The sequence below is a fragment of the Soonwooa sp. genome (assembly GCF_030151385.1).
Classification (GTDB): domain Bacteria; phylum Bacteroidota; class Bacteroidia; order Flavobacteriales; family Weeksellaceae; genus Soonwooa.
In genome coordinates, this window is the sequence record NZ_JASLDS010000060.1 from 24,725 (window position 1) to 43,869 (window position 19,145).

19 protein-coding genes are annotated in these 19,145 nt (G+C 35.6%); 8 read left to right on the forward strand and 11 right to left on the reverse strand.

Features of this window, described 5'->3' with window-relative positions:
* The first annotated feature begins 113 nt into the window (after window positions 1-113).
* Genes Q1V95_RS11675 through Q1V95_RS11690 form a run of 4 tightly spaced genes read left to right on the forward strand, consistent with a single transcriptional unit; the run spans window position 114 to window position 3,483 of the window.
* The gene (locus Q1V95_RS11675; RefSeq protein ID WP_300674102.1) at window positions 114-860 is read left to right on the forward strand and encodes a tetratricopeptide repeat protein; all 747 of its coding nucleotides are present in this window, start codon (window positions 114-116) and stop codon (window positions 858-860) included.
* On the forward strand, window positions 860-2,629 hold the full coding sequence (locus Q1V95_RS11680) for a BatD family protein (RefSeq protein WP_300674105.1): 1,770 nt from the start codon (window positions 860-862) through the stop codon (window positions 2,627-2,629). The genes Q1V95_RS11675 and Q1V95_RS11680 overlap by 1 nt, the downstream gene beginning before the upstream one ends.
* A gap of 45 nt (window positions 2,630-2,674) precedes the next feature.
* On the forward strand, window positions 2,675-3,277 hold the full coding sequence (locus tag Q1V95_RS11685; RefSeq protein WP_300674107.1) for a MarC family protein: 603 nt from the start codon (window positions 2,675-2,677) through the stop codon (window positions 3,275-3,277).
* An 11-nt stretch (window positions 3,278-3,288) separates the two neighbouring features.
* Window positions 3,289-3,483, forward strand: a complete 195-nt coding sequence (locus tag Q1V95_RS11690; protein ID WP_300674109.1) for a hypothetical protein — start codon at window positions 3,289-3,291, stop codon at window positions 3,481-3,483.
* A 69-nt stretch (window positions 3,484-3,552) separates the two neighbouring features.
* Here Q1V95_RS11690 and Q1V95_RS11695 read toward each other — a convergent pair whose 3' ends face one another.
* Window positions 3,553-5,226, reverse strand: coding sequence for a glutamine--tRNA ligase/YqeY domain fusion protein (locus Q1V95_RS11695; RefSeq protein ID WP_300674112.1), 1,674 nt, complete (start codon window positions 5,224-5,226; stop codon window positions 3,553-3,555).
* A gap of 418 nt (window positions 5,227-5,644) precedes the next feature.
* Between Q1V95_RS11695 and Q1V95_RS11700 the strand changes: the two genes are divergently transcribed.
* From Q1V95_RS11700 to Q1V95_RS11715, 4 genes are all read left to right on the forward strand, one after another.
* Window positions 5,645-6,322, forward strand: a complete 678-nt coding sequence (locus Q1V95_RS11700; protein ID WP_300674115.1) for a response regulator transcription factor — start codon at window positions 5,645-5,647, stop codon at window positions 6,320-6,322.
* A 102-nt stretch (window positions 6,323-6,424) separates the two neighbouring features.
* Entirely contained in the window at window positions 6,425-7,486 is a 1,062-nt protein-coding gene (locus Q1V95_RS11705; protein ID WP_300674117.1) for an ATP-binding protein, read from the forward strand.
* 178 nt (window positions 7,487-7,664) lie between these two features.
* Entirely contained in the window at window positions 7,665-8,246 is a 582-nt protein-coding gene (locus tag Q1V95_RS11710; RefSeq protein ID WP_300674119.1) for a hypothetical protein, read from the forward strand.
* 105 nt (window positions 8,247-8,351) lie between these two features.
* Complete coding sequence (locus Q1V95_RS11715; RefSeq protein ID WP_300674121.1) at window positions 8,352-9,626, forward strand: alpha-amylase family glycosyl hydrolase; 1,275 nt, start codon at window positions 8,352-8,354, stop codon at window positions 9,624-9,626.
* 24 nt (window positions 9,627-9,650) lie between these two features.
* Here the strand turns inward: Q1V95_RS11715 and Q1V95_RS11720 are convergent, their stop codons facing one another.
* The 10 genes from Q1V95_RS11720 to Q1V95_RS11765 all read right to left on the reverse strand — a co-directional run.
* The gene (locus tag Q1V95_RS11720) at window positions 9,651-10,946 is read right to left on the reverse strand and encodes an Ig-like domain-containing protein (RefSeq protein WP_300674123.1); all 1,296 of its coding nucleotides are present in this window, start codon (window positions 10,944-10,946) and stop codon (window positions 9,651-9,653) included.
* A 51-nt stretch (window positions 10,947-10,997) separates the two neighbouring features.
* Window positions 10,998-11,669, reverse strand: coding sequence for a TMEM175 family protein (locus Q1V95_RS11725; protein WP_300674126.1), 672 nt, complete (start codon window positions 11,667-11,669; stop codon window positions 10,998-11,000).
* A 46-nt stretch (window positions 11,670-11,715) separates the two neighbouring features.
* On the reverse strand, window positions 11,716-12,522 hold the full coding sequence (locus Q1V95_RS11730; protein ID WP_300674128.1) for a hypothetical protein: 807 nt from the start codon (window positions 12,520-12,522) through the stop codon (window positions 11,716-11,718).
* A gap of 2 nt (window positions 12,523-12,524) precedes the next feature.
* Complete coding sequence (locus Q1V95_RS11735; protein WP_300674130.1) at window positions 12,525-13,031, reverse strand: hypothetical protein; 507 nt, start codon at window positions 13,029-13,031, stop codon at window positions 12,525-12,527.
* Window positions 13,032-13,383: 352 nt separating this feature from the next.
* Window positions 13,384-14,271 carry a pirin family protein gene (locus Q1V95_RS11740; protein ID WP_300674132.1) on the reverse strand — a complete coding sequence of 296 codons (888 nt, stop codon included), beginning with the start codon at window positions 14,269-14,271 and terminating at the stop codon, window positions 13,384-13,386.
* Window positions 14,272-14,289: 18 nt separating this feature from the next.
* Window positions 14,290-14,574 (reverse strand): GNAT family N-acetyltransferase, encoded by a 285-nt coding sequence (locus Q1V95_RS11745; RefSeq protein WP_300674134.1) that lies wholly within the window; start codon window positions 14,572-14,574, stop codon window positions 14,290-14,292.
* Between the two features lie 27 nt (window positions 14,575-14,601).
* Entirely contained in the window at window positions 14,602-15,576 is a 975-nt protein-coding gene (locus tag Q1V95_RS11750; protein ID WP_300674136.1) for a zinc-binding alcohol dehydrogenase family protein, read from the reverse strand.
* A 44-nt stretch (window positions 15,577-15,620) separates the two neighbouring features.
* Window positions 15,621-16,496 carry a pirin family protein gene (locus tag Q1V95_RS11755; RefSeq protein ID WP_300674139.1) on the reverse strand — a complete coding sequence of 292 codons (876 nt, stop codon included), beginning with the start codon at window positions 16,494-16,496 and terminating at the stop codon, window positions 15,621-15,623.
* Between the two features lie 169 nt (window positions 16,497-16,665).
* The gene (locus Q1V95_RS11760; protein WP_300674142.1) at window positions 16,666-18,117 is read right to left on the reverse strand and encodes an efflux transporter outer membrane subunit; all 1,452 of its coding nucleotides are present in this window, start codon (window positions 18,115-18,117) and stop codon (window positions 16,666-16,668) included.
* Window positions 18,098-19,145: efflux RND transporter permease subunit (locus Q1V95_RS11765; RefSeq protein ID WP_300674145.1), on the reverse strand; the 1,048-nt coding region annotated here is incomplete at its 5' end. The genes Q1V95_RS11765 and Q1V95_RS11760, both read right to left, overlap by 20 nt.

Here is a 19,145-nt window from a genome sequence, read left to right on the forward strand (position 1 = left end):
TAGCAAACTAACAATTCTCCCAAAATCTCTTATTTCTTGGGATATTTAACCCATTTTTAACGTTTTAGGAATGGGTTTTTAACAATTAAAGAAATAATTTTGCAGGTATGAATATGAAGTTGATTCTCAGTCTATTGTTTTTTGTAATTCTTGGTCAATTTGCTTTGGCTCAAGAAGCTTACAAAACTCTTGTATATGAAGGCAATAGACAATTCGACAAGAAAAATTATGACGCTTCTTCTTCCAAATTCTTGGAGGCCGCTAAACTGGACGACAAAACTTTTGACGCACATTATAACCTTGGCAATGCATTGTACAAAAAGAAAATGTATGATGAAGCAAAAGCAGAATTCCAAAAAGCGGAACAATACGCAAAAAATAAAAACGATAAAGCAGCTGCACAATACAATTTGGGAAATGCCATGATGCAAACTCAAAAAATGGAAGACGCAGCCAACATGTATAAAAAAGCTTTAAAAAATGATCCTTACAACGAAAGCATTCGTAAAAACTACGAAATAGCTAAGCTGAAAGAAAAGGAAAAAGACAACAAAAAAGATCAAAAGCAAGATAACAAAGGCGCTGATCAAAAAGATAAAAACAAACAAGGCGGGCAAGATAACAAAGGTGACCAAAAAGGCGATCAGCCAAATGGAGACTCCAAAGACAAGCAAGAAAATGGTGAAGGCTCTGATGACAAACAGTCAACGCAACAACCAAAAGAAGGAGGCAACAAAATCCCGAAAGATATTGAAAACGCTATTTTAAATAAAGTACAGGACAGAGAGAAAGAAACGGCACGACGAATTCTTAATAAAAATGCCAATTCTATCCCACAGTCCAACGAGAAAGATTGGTAATGAAGCATATTTGGTTTTCGTTCATTTTTAGTATAATCTCGACCATAAGTTGTTATGGTCAAGTCTATATTTCGTCCGAAACCAACGTTAAAGAAGCTACTACTAATGATATTATTAACCTTACCATAGTTGTTGAAATCAGTGGTGAAGATTTAGAACAAGAATCACCTGTGAAATTTCCAGATTTTCAAAAATTTGAAATGTTGGATTATTCTTCAGATAGAAATACAATCATAGATCCTGTTAGGAAAATTAGAATTAACCAAGTTGTTTATCAAGTTTTATTACAACCAAGACAAACAGGTTCCCTAAAAATTGGTTCGGCGCTTGTAAAAGTTAATGGCAAAATGTACAAATCTGAGCCATTCGACATTATGGTGCGCGACGTTTCAAAACGTGTCCCTGACAACACAAGAAATCTAGCAAGCCACAACAATCAAACATACCTCAACGTAAAACTTGATGATCGCGAGGTTTATAAAAACCAAGCTGTTGTTGCGACTTTATCCGTGATTACAAGAGATGTTGATAATTTTAGAAAAGTTAAAAACATCCAACCTCCAAAAACTGGAAATATCCTTGTGCAACCTATCAGCATGCAACGTTCGGATATCGAGCAAGATTCTAGATCGGGCATGTTGTCGCAGGTTATCGGAATGTTTATTATTTTCCCGAAAGAAGAAGGCTCGGTAGAAATCCCAGCTTTTACCGCAGATATGGTAGAACATGGTGCAGTACGATTGGTTTCTAATAAAACAAATGTTTCCGTAAAACGTCTTCCTGCTGGTGCGCCCGAAGATTTCAATAATTTTGTTGGAAACTTTAGTGTCGATATGACCAATGTTGAAAGCATTCCACAACCTATCGAGATCAATAAGCCTCTAGATATTGTTGTTAAATTGGTTGGTCGCGGAAATCTATCAGCTCAAAAAATGCCGAAAATTATTTCGACAGACGAATATGATGTTTTCCCACCAAAATTGGTTAAAAATCTAAAAGTAGAAAAAGACGGCATCGTTGGCGACATAGAAGCACACTACGTAATTGTTCCTAAAAAAGCTGGTAACATCTCTATTAAGACAGAAAAAATGGCTTTCTTTAATCCAGAGAACAAGCTTTATAAAGATCTTGGAGAGAAGTCAATTGTGCTTCGTGCAATGACTTCAACAGAAATCGAAGATGCCAAATCAACTATGCAACGTGTTAATGAATATACCAATACTGTTTTGGATAAAGTTAATACGCCTGTTTTGCAAACCGAAGGTTTAAAGTTATCTGAAAACAAAAGCATGAATTGGCAGATTATTTTTGGCAATCTGGCTTTGCTTGGTGCGATGGGAATGGTTATCTACTTGCTTAGAAATCGTTACCAAAAGAAAAAATTAGCAAGCATCATTAAAGAGGAGCAAATAAAAGCCCGTCCAAAAATTACAACCATCGAAGAAACGGAAACGATTATCCGAAATACAGCAAGTCTAAACCTTGGCAGTCATTTCGCTTATCTGCAAAATCTATTAATTCAGAAAAAATATTCGGAATTCTTTAGTGAGTTTTCAAACCTCGAAAATGAAATTAATGTTAAATCGACACAAAAATTCGGCAAAACATTTGAACAATATTTAAAAGAAAGCAATAGTAATTTTTATCAAAAATACGCTTTAATAAAGGACACGATTAATACAGAAAAATATTCTCCGATTGCAAATCCAGAAGTTTTAGAAAATATATTAACCCAAAGTAAAGAGGTTTTTTCAGCAATTGAACATTAAACAAAAATATTTCATAATTTTGCGAAAAATTAAATTAATACATCTGTGAATTTTTTTGAACACATCTCTTGGAAAGAAACCTTTACGTGTTTCATGGTTTTGTTTGCGGTAATCGACATTATTGGATCTGTACCGATTATTGTATCGCTTCGCCAAAAATTCGGTAAGATTGAAGCCGAAAAAGCAGCGATTGTAGCTGGACTTATCATGATTGCGTTTTTGTTCATTGGAAAAGAGATTCTAAGATTTATTGGTGTTGACCTTAACTCATTTGCGATTGCTGGTGCATTTGTCATCTTTATTATCGCTCTTGAAATGATCTTGGGCATCGAAATCCAAAAATCGTCGCAAGCCAACGCCGCATCTATTGTACCTATCGCTTTTCCTTTGGTTGCTGGTGCAGGAACATTGACGACAACACTTTCTCTAAAAGCAGAGTTTCACGAGATTAATATTATTTTAGGAATTATCCTTAATACGATTTTGGTATACATCGTTTTGAGAATTGCACCTTGGATTGAAAAGAAAATGGGCGAAGGATCGCTACAAATTTTACAAAAAGTTTTCGGAATTATCCTTTTAGCGATCTCTATTAAATTATTTACTGCTAACTTTGCACAACTTATTCAGAATTACGTACATTTTTAAAATTAAATATTATGCAGCTGTTTTATAAAATATTCTTAGTCTTATTCGTAGTTTTTATTGGTATTAACCTCTACGGAATCAATTGGAGCAATAACATGTTGGACGAGGAGAACGCTAAGTTTGTTTTCTCAATTGCAGCTTCGATTATTGGTATTATCGTAGTTTACATTATGAGTACTTGGCAAAAAGTTGGTATTAAAAAATAAATTTAATACTTCTAAAAAATAAAAAAAGCTTCTCAATTGAGAAGCTTTTCTTGTATGTAGAATCCTCTATTATTGAGGTTTGTAACTATCTTTAAGTGTTACAGTTCTGTTGAATACCAATTGTCCATCGGTTGACGTTTTATCTTTAATAAAATATCCGATTCTTTGGAATTGGAAATGATCTTCCGTTGTAGCATCTTTCAGACTTGGCTCTCCAAAACCATTTTGAACCTTCAAAGAATCTGGATTTACAAAGTTAAGGAAATCAACGTCTTTCTCAGCGTCAGGTTGCTCAACCGTAAATAACTTATCGTAAATATTAACTTTAATTGGTAACGCATGTTTTGCAGAAACCCAATGTAAAGTCCCTTTTACTTTTCTTTGACTCGCTTCAGTTCCGCTTCCAGAACGGCTATCTTCATCGTAAGTTGCATAGATTGTTGTGATGTTGCCATCAGCATCTTTCTCAACACGATTTGCTTTGATGATGTAAGCAGCTTTAAGACGAACTTCGTTGCCAAGGCTTAATCTAAAGAATTTCTTCGGTGCTTCTTCCATAAAGTCTTCTCTCTCGATATAGATTTCTCTTGAGAAAGGCACTTTGCGGCTTCCAGCATTTTCATCCTCAGGATTATTTTCAGTTTCTAAAAACTCTTCTTTATCTTCAGGATAGTTTTCGATTACCAATTTAACAGGATCTACAACCGCCATGACACGTGTTGCTACTTTGTTAAGATCTTCTCTAACGAAAAATTCTAATAACTGAATTTCGATAAGGTTTTCACGTTTTGCAACGCCTACTCTATCGATAAAGTTACGGATTGCGTTAGCAGTGTAACCTTTTCTACGAAGTCCAGAAATAGTTGGCATTCTCGGATCGTCCCAACCCGTTGTTACGCCTTCTGCAACCAATCTTTGTAATTTACGTTTTGACGTAATCATGTATGACACATTCATACGTGCAAACTCACGTTGTTTTGGTGCAACTTTAGAATTATCATATACTTGATCCAAATACCATTCGTAAAGTGGACGGTGATTTTCAAATTCTAAAGAACATAACGAGTGCGAAACTTGTTCTAAATAATCACTTTCGCCGTGTGCCCAATCGTACATTGGATAAATCTTCCAAGTATCTCCAGTACGATGATGTGCACGTTTTAGAATACGATACATAACAGGATCACGCATGTTCATGTTAGGAGAATTCATATCGATTTTTGCACGAAGACTCATCGCACCTTCTTCGAATTCGCCATTCTTCATACGCTCGAAAAGATCAAGACTTTCTTCAACTGGACGATTACGATAAGGCGATTCTACACCATCTTCGAAAGGCGTTTTTCTTTGTGCTGTAATATCTTCTGACGGTTGCTCATCAACATAAGCCTTTCCTTCTTTGATCAAAGTTACAGCCCAATCATACAATTGCTGGAAGTAGTCAGAAGCATAACGCTCTTCTGCCCAGTTAAAACCAAGCCACTTCACATCTTCTCTAATAGAATCTACGAATTCCTGCTCTTCTTTCTCTGGGTTAGTGTCATCAAATCTTAAATTAACTGGTGCGCCATAACGCAATCCAAGACCAAAATTGATACAAATAGCTTTTGTATGACCAATATGAAGATAACCGTTAGGCTCTGGTGGAAAACGGAATCTCAACTTGTCCTTTCCCAAACCATTAGCCAAATCATCTTCAATAATTTGCTCTAAAAAGTTAAGTGATTTTTTTTCTTCTTCCATAAAATTGTATAATGAGACAGCAAATTTAAGACTTTTAGAGCTAAATCTCGCTATATCCTTACTGCGATTATCTTTAGAAACTCTTAGAGCCTATTTAAAAATTTCACCGAAACATATTTTTAAACTATTCAGATCTTCTTTGCTACATTTTAATGCTCTTTTAAGCCAATTTTTTGCTTCTCATTTTTGATTTAGCCTGCTAAATCCTCAAATATGAAATAAAAAATTCATCTCAAAATAGCTGTGAAAATTTTATCAATAAAACTTAAACAAGCTCTTAAACTAACTTTCCTTTTTTAATTTTAAATTAACATCAATTTAATAATAACGCGATATAATTGGATAGATATTAATTTTATGTAAACTACTTAAAATTCAATTCAATTTTTATTAATTTTGAGAAACATAAAATCTAAAAATGAATCGTAAGAAAATCCTTTTGGTTGACGATGAACAGGACATTCTTGAAATGTTATCGTACAATTTAGAAAAAGAAGGTTACCAAGTCCACACCGCGTCCAATGGGCAGGAAGGCATCTCCAAAGCAAAAGAAATAATCCCAGACCTTATACTTCTAGACGTGATGATGCCAGAGAAAGATGGCATCGAAACTTGTCAAGAAATGCGTCAAATAAAAGAATTACAAAAGACTTTAATCGTTTTCTTATCAGCAAGAAGTGAAGAGTTTTCTCAACTTGCAGGTTACCAGGCTGGTGCCAACGATTACATTATTAAAGTTATTAAACCAAAAGTATTGGTATCTAAAGTTGCTGCGCTTCTTCAATTGGGTGCAAAAGCTAACGAAAACACCAACTACATCGAGCTTGGCGATTTAATCATTGATAAAGACAACTTCAAAGTAACAAAAGCTAACGAAGAGTTTTTACTTCCTAAAAAAGAATTTGACCTTTTATTTTTGTTAGCGTCTAACACGGACAAAGTTTTCAAAAGAGAAGAAATTCTTGAAAAAGTTTGGGGTAATGACGTTATCGTGGGCGAACGTACTATTGATGTACACATCCGTCGTCTTCGTGAAAAGTTAGGTATCAACAGCATACAAACCCTAAAAGGAATTGGATATAAATTGGTTGTTTAGGTTTTAGCAAAAGCTTTCCTGTATTATTGCAAAATTTAAATAATTACATTTAAACAAACTCTAAGATTTTCTAAGGAAAATCTTTTTTTATAAATTTAACTCATGTATTCTACCCCGAATAAAACTTTAAAAATAAATTGGGTTTCGGCACTTGCTTCCTTTAGCTTAGTCGCAGTAATTGGTTTGGTTGTTTTGATCTTCCAAAGCAAAACCGATGACGACTATTTCAAATCGAGGGACTTCAACCTTTTTATCTTATCTACTTTAAGTTTGGTATTGATTCTTAACTACTTTATCCTCGAGTTTTTATTTAATTATAATAGCAAGACCCAGATTAGAAGAATCAAAAAAATACTGCCTGATAATTTTATTTTGGATCATGAGCCAGATCTTAGCATTAAAGAATTTGGTGAACGTGTGAGTCTTATGAGCACGCAAAACGATTTCGAAATGGACATGATGAAGGAGATGGAAAACTTCCGAAAAGAATACATCGGCAATGTTTCTCACGAGCTCAAAACACCGCTTTTCTCTATCCAAGGCTATGTATCGACATTATTAGATGGCGGCGTGGAGGATCTTAACATCCGCGACAAATATCTACAGCGCATCGATAGTTCCGTTGATCGTCTTCTTAATATTGTTAAAGATTTGGACATGATTAACCGTTTCGAAGCAGGACAAATTGAGCTAAGTCTGACCAATTTTGATGTTAATGAATTGGTGGAAGAAGTTTTTGACCTCTTAGATTTGGAAGCCGAAAAACAACAAATGAAACTCGAACTGCAAAGCACCCAGAAAAAATTAATGGTGCATGCCGACAAGAACAAAATTTCGCAGGTTTTCACCAATTTGGTTTCAAATGCGATTAAATATTCTAACCGCGAAGGCGCCAGAATTGCGATAACGACCAAAGAAGAAGCAAAATATGTTTCTATAACCGTGGAAGATAATGGTATGGGAATAAAACCAGAAAGTCTTAACCGTATTTTTGAGCGCTTCTATCGCGTCGAAACCAGTCGTAATCGTAAAGATGGAGGATCGGGTCTGGGACTTGCGATTGTAAAACATATTCTGGAGGCACATCATCAAAACATCGGTGTAGAAAGCGTTTATCTAAGTGGGACAAAATTCAAATTTAGATTAGAAAAATCTTCTTTGTAATTTCAAAAAAAATATTAGTTTTAAGGCAGAAATAAATGCAAAAATTTGAGGTCTGAGAAGGGCTAAAATTTAGTAAAATATTTTATTAAAAAAAGTGTTTTTTTGGCTTTTATCCTTTTTCAATTGTCATATATTTGCAGCAAAATAAATGTAAAAGTAGTTTTTAGAAGAGAAAAAAATGGTTTACAAGATAAGAGTTATTTTAGATGCAAAAGAAAGCATCTTTAGAGACATCGAGATCAAGGAAAAACAAACCTTATGGAATTTGCACTTAGGTATCAAAAGTGCTTTTAGCCTTGCAGGTGAAGAACTTTCCAGCTTTTATTTTTCTGATGAAGAGTGGTCCGAAGGTAGAGCCGTACCATTGGAAGATATGAGCGACGAGGGTGATGGTGAGATTATGTCCGACGTGTATATCAGCGAAGGATTCACACAAAAAGGAGACAAAATGAGATTCCAATATGGATTCTTAGATCTTTGGGAATTTTTCTGTGAATTGATTGATATCGTTGACGAAAAATCTGCTGTTAACTATCCTATCACCGTGTACAGATTTGGAAACGTACCTTTGAAAGCACCTAGCAAAAATGGCGCTTCTGGAGGTGGATCAAAAAAATCAGCAATGCCTTTTATGGATGATGATTTTGGGTTCGAAGATGATTTTAAATCCGCTGACTTTGATGATGAAGATGAATTCGGTGACGAAGAAGAGGAAGAAGAAGGATATAATGATGATGTCTTCGAAGATGACGAAGATTAATCGTTAACAATATTTTTAAAATAAGCCTGATGTTGAGTCAGGCTTTTTTATTTTGTTTATTTTTGATTATACAAAACCTATCATCCGCTTAAAAATTCTACACCAATGGACCAACCAACAGAATGGAAACACACGACCAACATTTACGAGATTAATACCAGACAATATTCCGAAGAAGGCACTTTCAAAGCTGTTGAAAAAGATCTTTCCCGACTTGTGGCAATGGGCATTAAGACAATTTGGTTAATGCCAATTACGCCAATTGCTCAGCAAGACAAGAAAGGAAGTCTGGGAAGTCCTTATGCGGCGCAAGATTACACGAGCGTTAATCGAGAATTCGGAACTTTACAAGACTTCAAAGATCTAGTTAATACAGCGCATTCTTTAGGTTTAAATGTTATTATCGATTGGGTGGCAAATCACACAGGCTGGGATCATACTTGGACTAAAACCAATCCCGACTTCTATCGCAAAAACCCTGACGGAAGCTTCCATACTGCCGAAGGCATGGATGATATTATCGAACTCGATTACAGCAATCCGAAAATGCGAGAAGCGATGATAGATGCGATGAAATATTGGATAAAAGAAACCAACATCGACGGTTTCCGTTGCGACCTTGCAAGTTGGGTCGAAGTTGACTTTTGGCAACAAGCGCGTCCCGAAGTCGAAAAAATAAAGCCTCTATTTTGGTTGGGGGAATTCGATGAGTTGGATGCACCAGTATACGGAAAAGTATTTGACGCCAGCTACTCTTGGAAGTGGATGCATCAGACTTTAGACTTTTACCAAAACAAAATAAGTCTGCAAGATCTTAAAAATTTGCTTCAAGATTATTCTAATATTGGCGACAATTCGATGCGTGCTTGGTTTACAACAAACCACGATGAAAATTCTTGGAATGGCACCGAATATGAAAAATATGGCGACCTCGCTCCTGCTCTAGCAGTATTTTCCGCAACTTGGAACGGCGTGCCGTTGTTGTACAATGGACAAGAATTACCATTAAAAACAAAACGCTTAGCGTTTTTTGACAAAGATCCAATTCCGTGGACTGGCAATAATCTTCTCAATGATTTTTATAAAACTTTATTAAGTTTAAAATCAGAAAACCCTGCGCTTCGTGGCGGCGATCCTGCTGTGACAACCTATTGGATCAGAACTTCTGCCGACGACAAAGTCCTTGCATATCAACGCAAGAATGGCAACCGCGAAGTTGTGGTTTTGTTAAACATGTCGTCTGAAAATTTGGAAGTTGACATTCAAGGAAAAGAATTGGAAGGACAGTATCAAAATGTCTTTACAAAAGCTCCGCAAGCCTTAATGGATGGCAGTAGACTTGTTCTGAAAGCCTATGATTACTTGGTTTTCGAGAAATAATTTTATACAGATAGCTAGTTAAGTTTAATTGGTTTTAAACTTAACTAGATATTCTTCTTTTGCTAAAGGATAGCCATCTTTCGAGCGAAAACTATTGTTGGTGATGACAAATTCGTAGTCTTTGTTTGCTTTTAAATCTAAAACTAAAACCATGGTTTTATCATCATTTTCAAAACCTTTAACCTTTGTAATTGGGTAATAATCTGGTCCTTTTTTAGTATAATTAATCGAGAAAGCATGAGGATTCATAGGTTTAGAAAAAGTAATTCTAAGCTCCTTTGTCGTTGAATCGACAATCTTCGAATTATTTTTAAAAGGCTCAAATCCAACAACATAAGGTTGTTGCTTTTTATAATCTTCAATAATTTTTCCTTTGTTAATTTTTTCGTTAAAAAACTTTGACTTGTAAAGAAAATCTTCAACAGCGTGGTTGTCAGAATAATTTAATCGAATAATATCTTTAATCGCCTTTGCCTTGTCAGTCAAGCCATCATAATAATCTTTGCAAATCTGATAACCTACAAAATATCCCAAATCAGCATTCTCTTTTTGTTGTCCATTATAAAGCCAATTCGAAAGATTATTGGAGAACATTTCTTTTTTAAACGCCTCTTTAATTTCTGGCAAATGACTTCTGCCATAGTCTAAATACTGTGTCTGAATAGGTTTTCCTAAAGCCAGTTCTGCTATGAAATCACAACTTCCCTCTTTGATGCTTTGGTTAAGCAATCGACTTTTCCCACCAACTTGTTGCGTGTGGATATACTCATGAATATTAAGATAGACGATATTATCCAAAGTCTGCCTCTCGAAAACCTTTTTTAACCACGTATTAGGAAACTCGGACACATCAACATTGGGTGTTCCAGTTGCAATTTCTGCGCCTACCAAAACCATATTATCCGTAACCGTTCCTCCAGAACGTAATCCACCAATCGTAAAATACATTTCGGCATCTTTCAGCTCAGGATAAAGCTTTTTAAGATTCGAAACCGCATTACTCAATTGGTCTGTTTTATCTTTAATTGCTAAAGTATTTGGTCTAATAGAATTCCAAAACTTCGGATAATCATCAATTAATTTTACATAAAGACTGTCATTGTAATCTCGCGCTTTCATAAAAGCCACAAGGCCTTTTGATGCCTTTTTAATATAGAATTCGTTGATTAAGTTCAACTTTTCGTTATAAGTTTTAGCCTGTTGAATATTGTCGTAGGCAAGCCAAAAATTATCAATATCACTTGTGAAAATCTTCTTCGATTCTTGTCCGAATCCGTTTGCAAAGCACAACACAAAAACTAAAATAATAAGTCGCTTCATAGGACTAGCTTTTATTTAACAATAAACATTTTAAATTGCTATTTTAAAAAATTAACTCTCCTGTACTTCCTTTAAATAAGGATATTTTTTAAGATAGTAACGGGAAACAATTCTTGTGGTTAATGGAATAAACGGTGGAATTAAATACGCCCAAACCGTCACAAAAGACAACAAAAATGTAATGGCGAAACTAATCGGAATAATTAAAATTCGCATCGAATTGTAATCGATAACTCTTTTGTCAGTTAGTGTCGTTAATTTGTTTTTTGGATTGGTGATAACTTTCCAAAGATTAAATGATAAAATACCACATAAACAAATGGTTAAAGCATAAACAGCAAACGGAATTCTTAAGGTTTCGGAGTAATAAAAACGGCTAAAAAGCTTTGTACTAAAAGGCATTATCACAATCGGAAACAAGAATAATAAGTTGTTCCAAACCAATTTATGATTGATAGAAGTGACGTACTTTAACAATCTGTGGTGTGCCATCCAGTAAAGCCCAATCACGAAAAAGCTGACAACGAAACTAATTAAAGTCGGAAGTTGTTGCCCAAACTGAATAAGCAAATCCTTGTCTGTTAAGCCTTTTTTATCAATATCAGGAATCTGAATTTCTAAAACTAAAAGTGTAATCGCAATCGCAAAAACACCATCGCTGAACGCCGCCATTCTGTTCAGCTGAAATTCATATTTATCTTTTAAAAAATTGATATTTCCCATTTAATCATAATCGTATTTGCAATTTTAGTGATATTTTTTGGTTTATTTACAAGCTTTCTATACTCTCCGAATAGACTTTGTTAAAATGATGCGTGTATCCATCTTTCATAAAATTTCCGTTTTTATACGCCTCAATTGCAAGATTTTTATTGGATTCGTAAGACTGTGGCAAGGCTTCTAATTTTGAAAGTTTTGCCAGATAAAAATAATTTTCCGCTAATTCCCGCACTTTCAATTGTTTCTCAAATGCAAGCCTAGCATTTTTGAAATCTTTAATTTGAAAATAAGTAACGCCTAGTTGATAATAATCGTAAAAACCAACATTGTAATTTGATTCTGAAATTTGTTTTTCCATAATCGCAATTGCTTTTTTCTTATCACCTAAAGCACTATAACAAAAAGCTTTAGCAAATGTCAAATGATAATCTCCATTCTGCGAATAACCAATGTTATCTGTCAAGCTTTCAAGCTTTTCAAAATCTTCAATGGCGCCTTTATAGTCTTTGAAAAACTGATATTTAATCCATCCTCGATAGCCCAAATTAGATTTTTCATCATACTTAACCGCTTTATCCATCAAAGTTTTCCAAGTGATAAAATCGCCACTTTTTGTGTAAGCCACTGATTTTTCTCTGTAAGCATAAGCGAAATAGGGACAAATCTCAAGTGCTTTATCATAAGCTTCTTGAAACTCTCGACTGAACTGATAATGTTTTTCGTCAATATTTTCTACAAGTTTGCAGGCTTTGTATTGAAGTGTATCACCATTGTATTTGAAAGCTTCACAATTGACTTGTGCATTGATTTTACAAACTAGAAATAGCAGCGGAATTAAAAACAAATACTTTGTCATGACTAAGGTAGAATTTCGATTAGGTTGCCATTTTCGATTTTAAAAATCAAATATTGATAATAATCCACAGAATGTCCTTCAATACTTTTGGGATGCCAATCTTCAATTTTCTTCGTGATAGAAAGCAATTGCTCAGATATTTTTTTATCAAAAGTAAAAGGATTATAATTCTGATCCATCTCTAGAAGCCTAAATCGGTCAGCCTCGCCTTTACAATTGACAACAAACCGAATCCTAATAAGTCCAGATTGATTTTTGATGTTTTGGTTTTTATATTGATCAAAGAATATTTTATCTAATCGCAATTTTTCACCTTTGAATTTTTCTAACTCATTATCATCATTAAAATATTGAAATATGTATTGCGGGAAACAAAGCTTGAAGTTCGGATTGTCAGTTTTAGCATCATATTCGATGTCACCGATATTTGCTGGATATTTTAAAATTTGTTTTTCGCTTTGGCAGCTAAAAAGCATTGGAATTAAAAACAGGAAAAATCTTTTTATCATTTAGTTTTTGATGAATCTCGAAAATACGGAAAAAAACGCAATCAAAAATTTATGATTTAGAGTTGTTTCAAAAAAAGAAATGTTCAACAAGCTACAGAAATTAACAGGTCGCTCCTACGGAGCTCCCCAAAAAAAATCTCCAAAATTGCAAGCAAAGATGTGCTCCGAAGTAGCACAACATCTTTTCAATTATAGATTGAAAGGTCAAAATTTGGAATAAGAAAACGAACGTCGGTTTGAACAATTTTCCAAGAAAATTATCTCAGTAACATATTTGTTTACTTATCCCTAAAACTTCGAAACAAAAAAAGCTGCTCGACAAGGAGCAGCTTTCTACTTTTATTTTTAAAACTTATTTAAGCGAAGTCGCAGGCAACGGAACAAATTCCGTCTCGCCCGGAACTTTTGGAAACTTCTGATCTTTCCAATCGTGTTTTGCTTTTTCGATTGTGTCTTTACTCGAACTCACAAAATTCCAGTGGATATAACGTTCTTCAGGAAAAGCTTCACCACCAAAAATATAAACCGTTGTATGTGCAGCCATTTCAAAAGAGCATAATTTGGTATCTTTTGCAATCAAAATATGCTTTGGATCGTAGGCATTTCCATCATTTTTAATTTGACCTTCCAAAATATAAAGGGCGCTTTCTCCATAAAGATGCTCGCCAATATTTACCGTTTTAGACTCATCAGAATCGTTGATGATTTCAATAAAATAAAGCGGACTATGCACGGGTACAGGCGATTCTTTTCCAAAAGCCTTACCAGCAATCAGTTTTATTTTTAGACCATCTTCTTCCCAAACTGGGATATCTTTAGCTTCGATATGATGAAAAGTAGGTTCCGAATCTTCCAAATGTTTTGGCAATGCCACCCAAATTTGAAGTCCATGAAGTTTCTTGTCCGTGTGACGAAGATATTCTGGCGTTCTCTCAGAATGCACAACACCTTTGCCAGCCGTCATCCAATTAACCGCGCCTGGCTGAATCTCAACCGCCGAACCAACGCTATCACGATGAAAAATTGAACCTTCAAAAAGATAAGTTAAAGTTGACAATCCAATATGCGGATGTGGTGGGACGTCCAAATTTTGATAATCCTTAAGCTCCGCAGGTCCCATGTGGTCGATAAAAACAAATGGCCCAACCGACCTTTTCTCGATGAAAGGCAAAAGTCTTCCCACCATAAAATTTCCAATATCGGCAGCACGTTCTGGGATGATGATTCCTATATTTGACATAATATTTTTTGTTTAAATTTAAGCAACAATTCTATTCCACTCGGGATGATTCTTCAAATATTTAACAACCAAAGGACAAAGCGGTTTTAACTTTTTACCACTTTCCTCAATAGCTGCCAAGGTTTTTTCGATAACAGCAGTCGCTGCACCTCGACCTTGCAAAGCATCTTCAACTTCTGTGTGAATCAGCGTTATCGTCGCATCACTTTCTCTATAAACGATGAATGCTTTAGCACCATCAATTTCGATTTCGTATTGTTTATCCGTTTTTACTAACGGAATATTTTCAAATTCTGGTTTCATAATATTTAGGTTAAAATGATTTATAATTTAATCAGCAATTTTAATAACAAGGCGTTTTCCAGCTTCAACATCTTTATTCCACGCCTTTTCAATGTTCGAAAGCGGTTCGACATCGATTTCAATTTTTAATTTTCCTTCCGCAGCCAATTCAAACATTTGTGGAAGTATATTTTTATGAAAATCTTCCAAATCCTTTGGTGAAAGGCTTCCAAAACCAGAACCCAAAATCTCAACATCCGTACTTCTCAACAATCCAGAACCTAGATTGATGTTAGCACCAGCCATTTCGCCAACGGTCACAATTTTGACAGGTTTTGCTTCGTGGCTCACACTAGAACCTTTCACCGATTTTAAAATAAGTTCCATCGGTTTTCCCCAAAGATAATCGATGACAATGTCAATATGATGCTCTTGATGAATCTTTTGCAATTGCTTAACAATCGCCTCATCATCTTGATTTAACGAAACAACGATGTCAGCACCAAAATCTACGGTCTTTTGCAACATGGCTTCATTACGTCCAGTAACGACAATTTTTCCAGCTTTATAATATTTAGCCAACTGAACCGCCAACATTCCTGTAACGCCCGTTGCACCATTTATCAGAATCGTTTGACCTTCTTCAATTTTTGCACGGTACAACAAAGCCATTGCCGAACCAATAACAGCGTTAGGCAAAGCAGAAGCCGTTTCAAAATCTAGATTATCTGGCAAAAGTGTTATTTGATGTGGCGCAACCAAAGCTTGTTCTGCCAACATTCCGGTGATACCTTGCGCATAAACACGTCGTCCATCTTCCAAAATTCCTACGCCGTCTATACCAATCGTTGTCGGCAAATTGCTGTAACTCGCATAATGCGTTCCCGAAGCTCTCGCCTTATCCAAATTTTTAACAGAAGCCGATTTAACATTGAGTAAAAGTTGACTGTCTGAAGCTTTCGGTGTTTCAAAATCACCATAAACAGGTGCTTCGCCAAGCTTATTCAAAATTGCTGCTTTCATATTTTATATGATGTGTTTTAATTTTTTATTTAAAGTTTAAAAAACTAAGCATTAATTGAACCAAACTTTCCTCGGCTAAAATCATCAAAAGCTTGTACAATTTCTTCTCTCGTATTCATCACAAATGGACCGTGTGCAAAAATAGGTTCGTTGATTGGTTCACCACTTAACACCAAAACTACAGCATTTTCAGTCGCTTCAATTTGGAAATCCAAACCTTGATTTTTAAACAAAACCAAATTATCAGTTTTAACAACGTCGCCATTTACCTTTACTTCGCCCTCAATGACTAACAAAAAAGTATTGTAATTTTCAGGGAAAGAAAAATGCGCTTTTCCACCAGCATTCAATTTAGCATTCATCATATTAACAGGTGTAAATGTGAAAGCTGGACCTTTTTTATCATTGTAACTTCCCGCAATAACTTCAACAAAACCGCTATTATCAGGCAATTCAACTTTCGTCATTTCAACATTGGCAATCGCTTGATATTTTGGATTTGATTTTTTGTCTTTCGCTGGAAGATTTACCCACAATTGCACCATTTGGAATTCGCCACCCGTTTTATTAAAACTTTCTTCATGGAACTCTTCATGTAAAATACCCGAAGCTGCCGTCATCCACTGCACGTCGCCTTCATCGATTACGCCTCCACCTCCGCTGCTGTCTCTGTGTGCAACACGACCTTTGTAGGCAATTGTCACCGTTTCAAAACCTTTGTGAGGATGTTCGCCAACGCCTTTTAAATTTTCGGTTGGTGGAAAAACATATTTTGAATTGTAATCTAACATAATAAAAGGACTCATACGTTCCATCGATAATCCTTGCACACTTGGTATAAAATTGTGAACTCTAAATCCGTCTCCTACGAAATGTGTGCCTTGTGGCGCAATGATGCGCTCTATAATTTTTGTACTCATAACAATTTGCTCTAAAATATTGATTAATAATATCTTCTATTTTTCTTAAACAAAATTACGGACAAAAAACAGCTCCTACATTGATGTAAGTTAAGTCCGAACAAACTCTCCAAAACCATCTGAAACAAAAAAAGGCTGCCCTCTCGGACAGCCTCCACCACATCACATATTAACGATCTAATTTTCCACCAAGGGCTTTGAAAAGAAGAACGTTATTTCTTGTATTCTGGAACTGAAATTCTAATAAATTCAGTTCCGCATTGAGTTTGCTTCGTTGCGAGTTGATTAATTCCATATAATTGGCATAACCTGTGAGATACAAATCGTTGGAAACCTCGATGGCGTTATCCAAAAATTTAACCTCATCGCTTTTTAGTTTTAAAACTTTCTGAAAAATTTCGGTTTGTTTTAAAATAGATTGCAACTCGTTATAAGCCGTTGTCACACTTTTCTGATAAGTGATAAAAGCAATTTCTTGCTCTTTATTAGCGACATTAAAATCGTGTTTCAATTGTCCTTTATTAAAAATAGGAACCATCAAACCGCCCAACAATTGACCAGCCAACGAAGCAGGATTAAACAGCTTATCCATTGAAAATGAATTCAATCCAAGGCTTGCGCCCAAGTCTATTTTTGGATAAAATGCTGCTCGAGCTGCCTTTGCATCTGCTTGCGTAGCTTCCAAAACAAAATAATTGGAAATAACATCTGGTCTGGAATGGATAATCGAATTGACATCCATCGACTTATTCAACAAGGTTAAATTGGTTGCTAAAAGCTGTTTGCTTCGTTTAACCTCGCCGCCATAACGACCTGTTAAAGTCGTAATCGCTTGTTCCACAGAAACAATTTCTGCTTTTATGTGCTCAATCTCTGCAAGCCAATTGTTGTTTTGCGCTCGAAATTGTTGAACAGCCAATTCCGTCGCCTTCCCTACCTCACGCTGTGCCGAAACAATTTCATAAGCGCGTTGTTGAAGTTTGAAATTTTCTTGATAAATATCCAGCTTGGTATCCAACGAAACCAATTGATAATACAAGTTGGCGATTTCTGTAAATAACTCAACCTGAATTAATTTTAAACCTTCTTCAGAAGCCAAATACTTTTTCTGAGCGGCTAATTTTTGATTTTTAAGTTTTCCCCAAGCATCGATTTCCCAAGAACTTCTTGCACCCAACCAATAATTTGGCGTTACATTTCGGTTGACTTTTTGGTCTTCGGTGATGTTCCCCGACAAATTGGTGTCGTAATTTCCGACACCTTCCATTGTGTATTTTCCGTAATGGTCGCCACTTACAACAGCGCCAACTTCTAAAGACGGCAAAAACGACATTTTGGAACGTTGCAAAAAACTGTTCGCAATTTCTATGCGTTGCTGTGCAATTTGGAAATCTGGATTGGCTTTTACCACCTCATCAAAAAGATTCAACAATTCGGGGTCGTTAAAATAAGTTCTCAGCTCAACTTGCTTATTCAAATCTAATTTAACATCGGTTTCAGAAATCGTATTTGTTGGAATTTCTTTTGCTTTTTTAATCTCGGCAACTTGCGGTGTAGCGCACGACATCACAACAAGTGACAAGATTCCTATTTTAAAATAATTATTTAGTTTGTTGTTCATTTCGTTCTTTTCTTTGTTCAAGTTTTGCAAAAAAGATGTAAAGTCCTGGGATAATTACCAATCCGAAAACGGTTCCGATAAACATTCCTCCCGCCGCAGCTGTACCAATCGAACGGTTACCAATGGCACCTGCTCCAGAAGCGATTACCAACGGAATAAGTCCTGCGATAAACGCAAAAGAAGTCATCAAAATAGGACGGAGTCTTTGTTTAGCACCTTCAATGGCTGCTGGAATAATGTCGTAACCTTCCTTATTTCTTTGAATGGCGAATTCTACAATCAAAATGGCATTTTTCGCTAAAAGTCCAATCAACATCACGAGGGCAACTTGGGCATAAATGTTATTATCTAAACCAACCGCCATCAAAACGATGTACGAACCAAAAATCCCAGTCGGTAAACTCAATAAAACGGGTAACGGCAACAAGAAACTTTCGTATTGCGCTGCCAGAAGTAAGTACACGAAAATCAAACAGATGATAAAAATGTAAAAAGTCTGATTTCCTGATAAGATTTCTTCACGCGTCATTCCCGACCATTCGACATCGAAACCTCTCGGCAGGCTTTCTTTCGCAATTCTTTCAACGGCTGCAATAGCGTCTCCAGAGCTATAACCATTGGCAGGTTCACCGTTAATCATCGCCGACATATACATATTGTATCGCGTTAAAACTTCGGGACCGTACACTTTTTCAATTTTAATAAAGGTTGAAAACGGCACCATTTCGCCCGAATCATTTTTAACAAACAATTGCAAAATACTTTCCGGTGTATCCCTTTGGTCTGGACTCGCCTGAACCATCACTTTGTACATCTGACTAAATCGGATAAAATTGGTCGCGTAATAAGAACCCAACAACGTTTGCAAAGTTGACATCGCATTGTCCACCGAAACACCTTTTTTCGCTGCCATATCATAATCCATCGTGATTAAATATTGCGGGAAAGTGGCATCAAAACTCGTAAAGTTGTTTTGAAGTTCTGGCGCTTCATTTAGTTTTTTAACAAAATCTTTCGTGATTTTATCG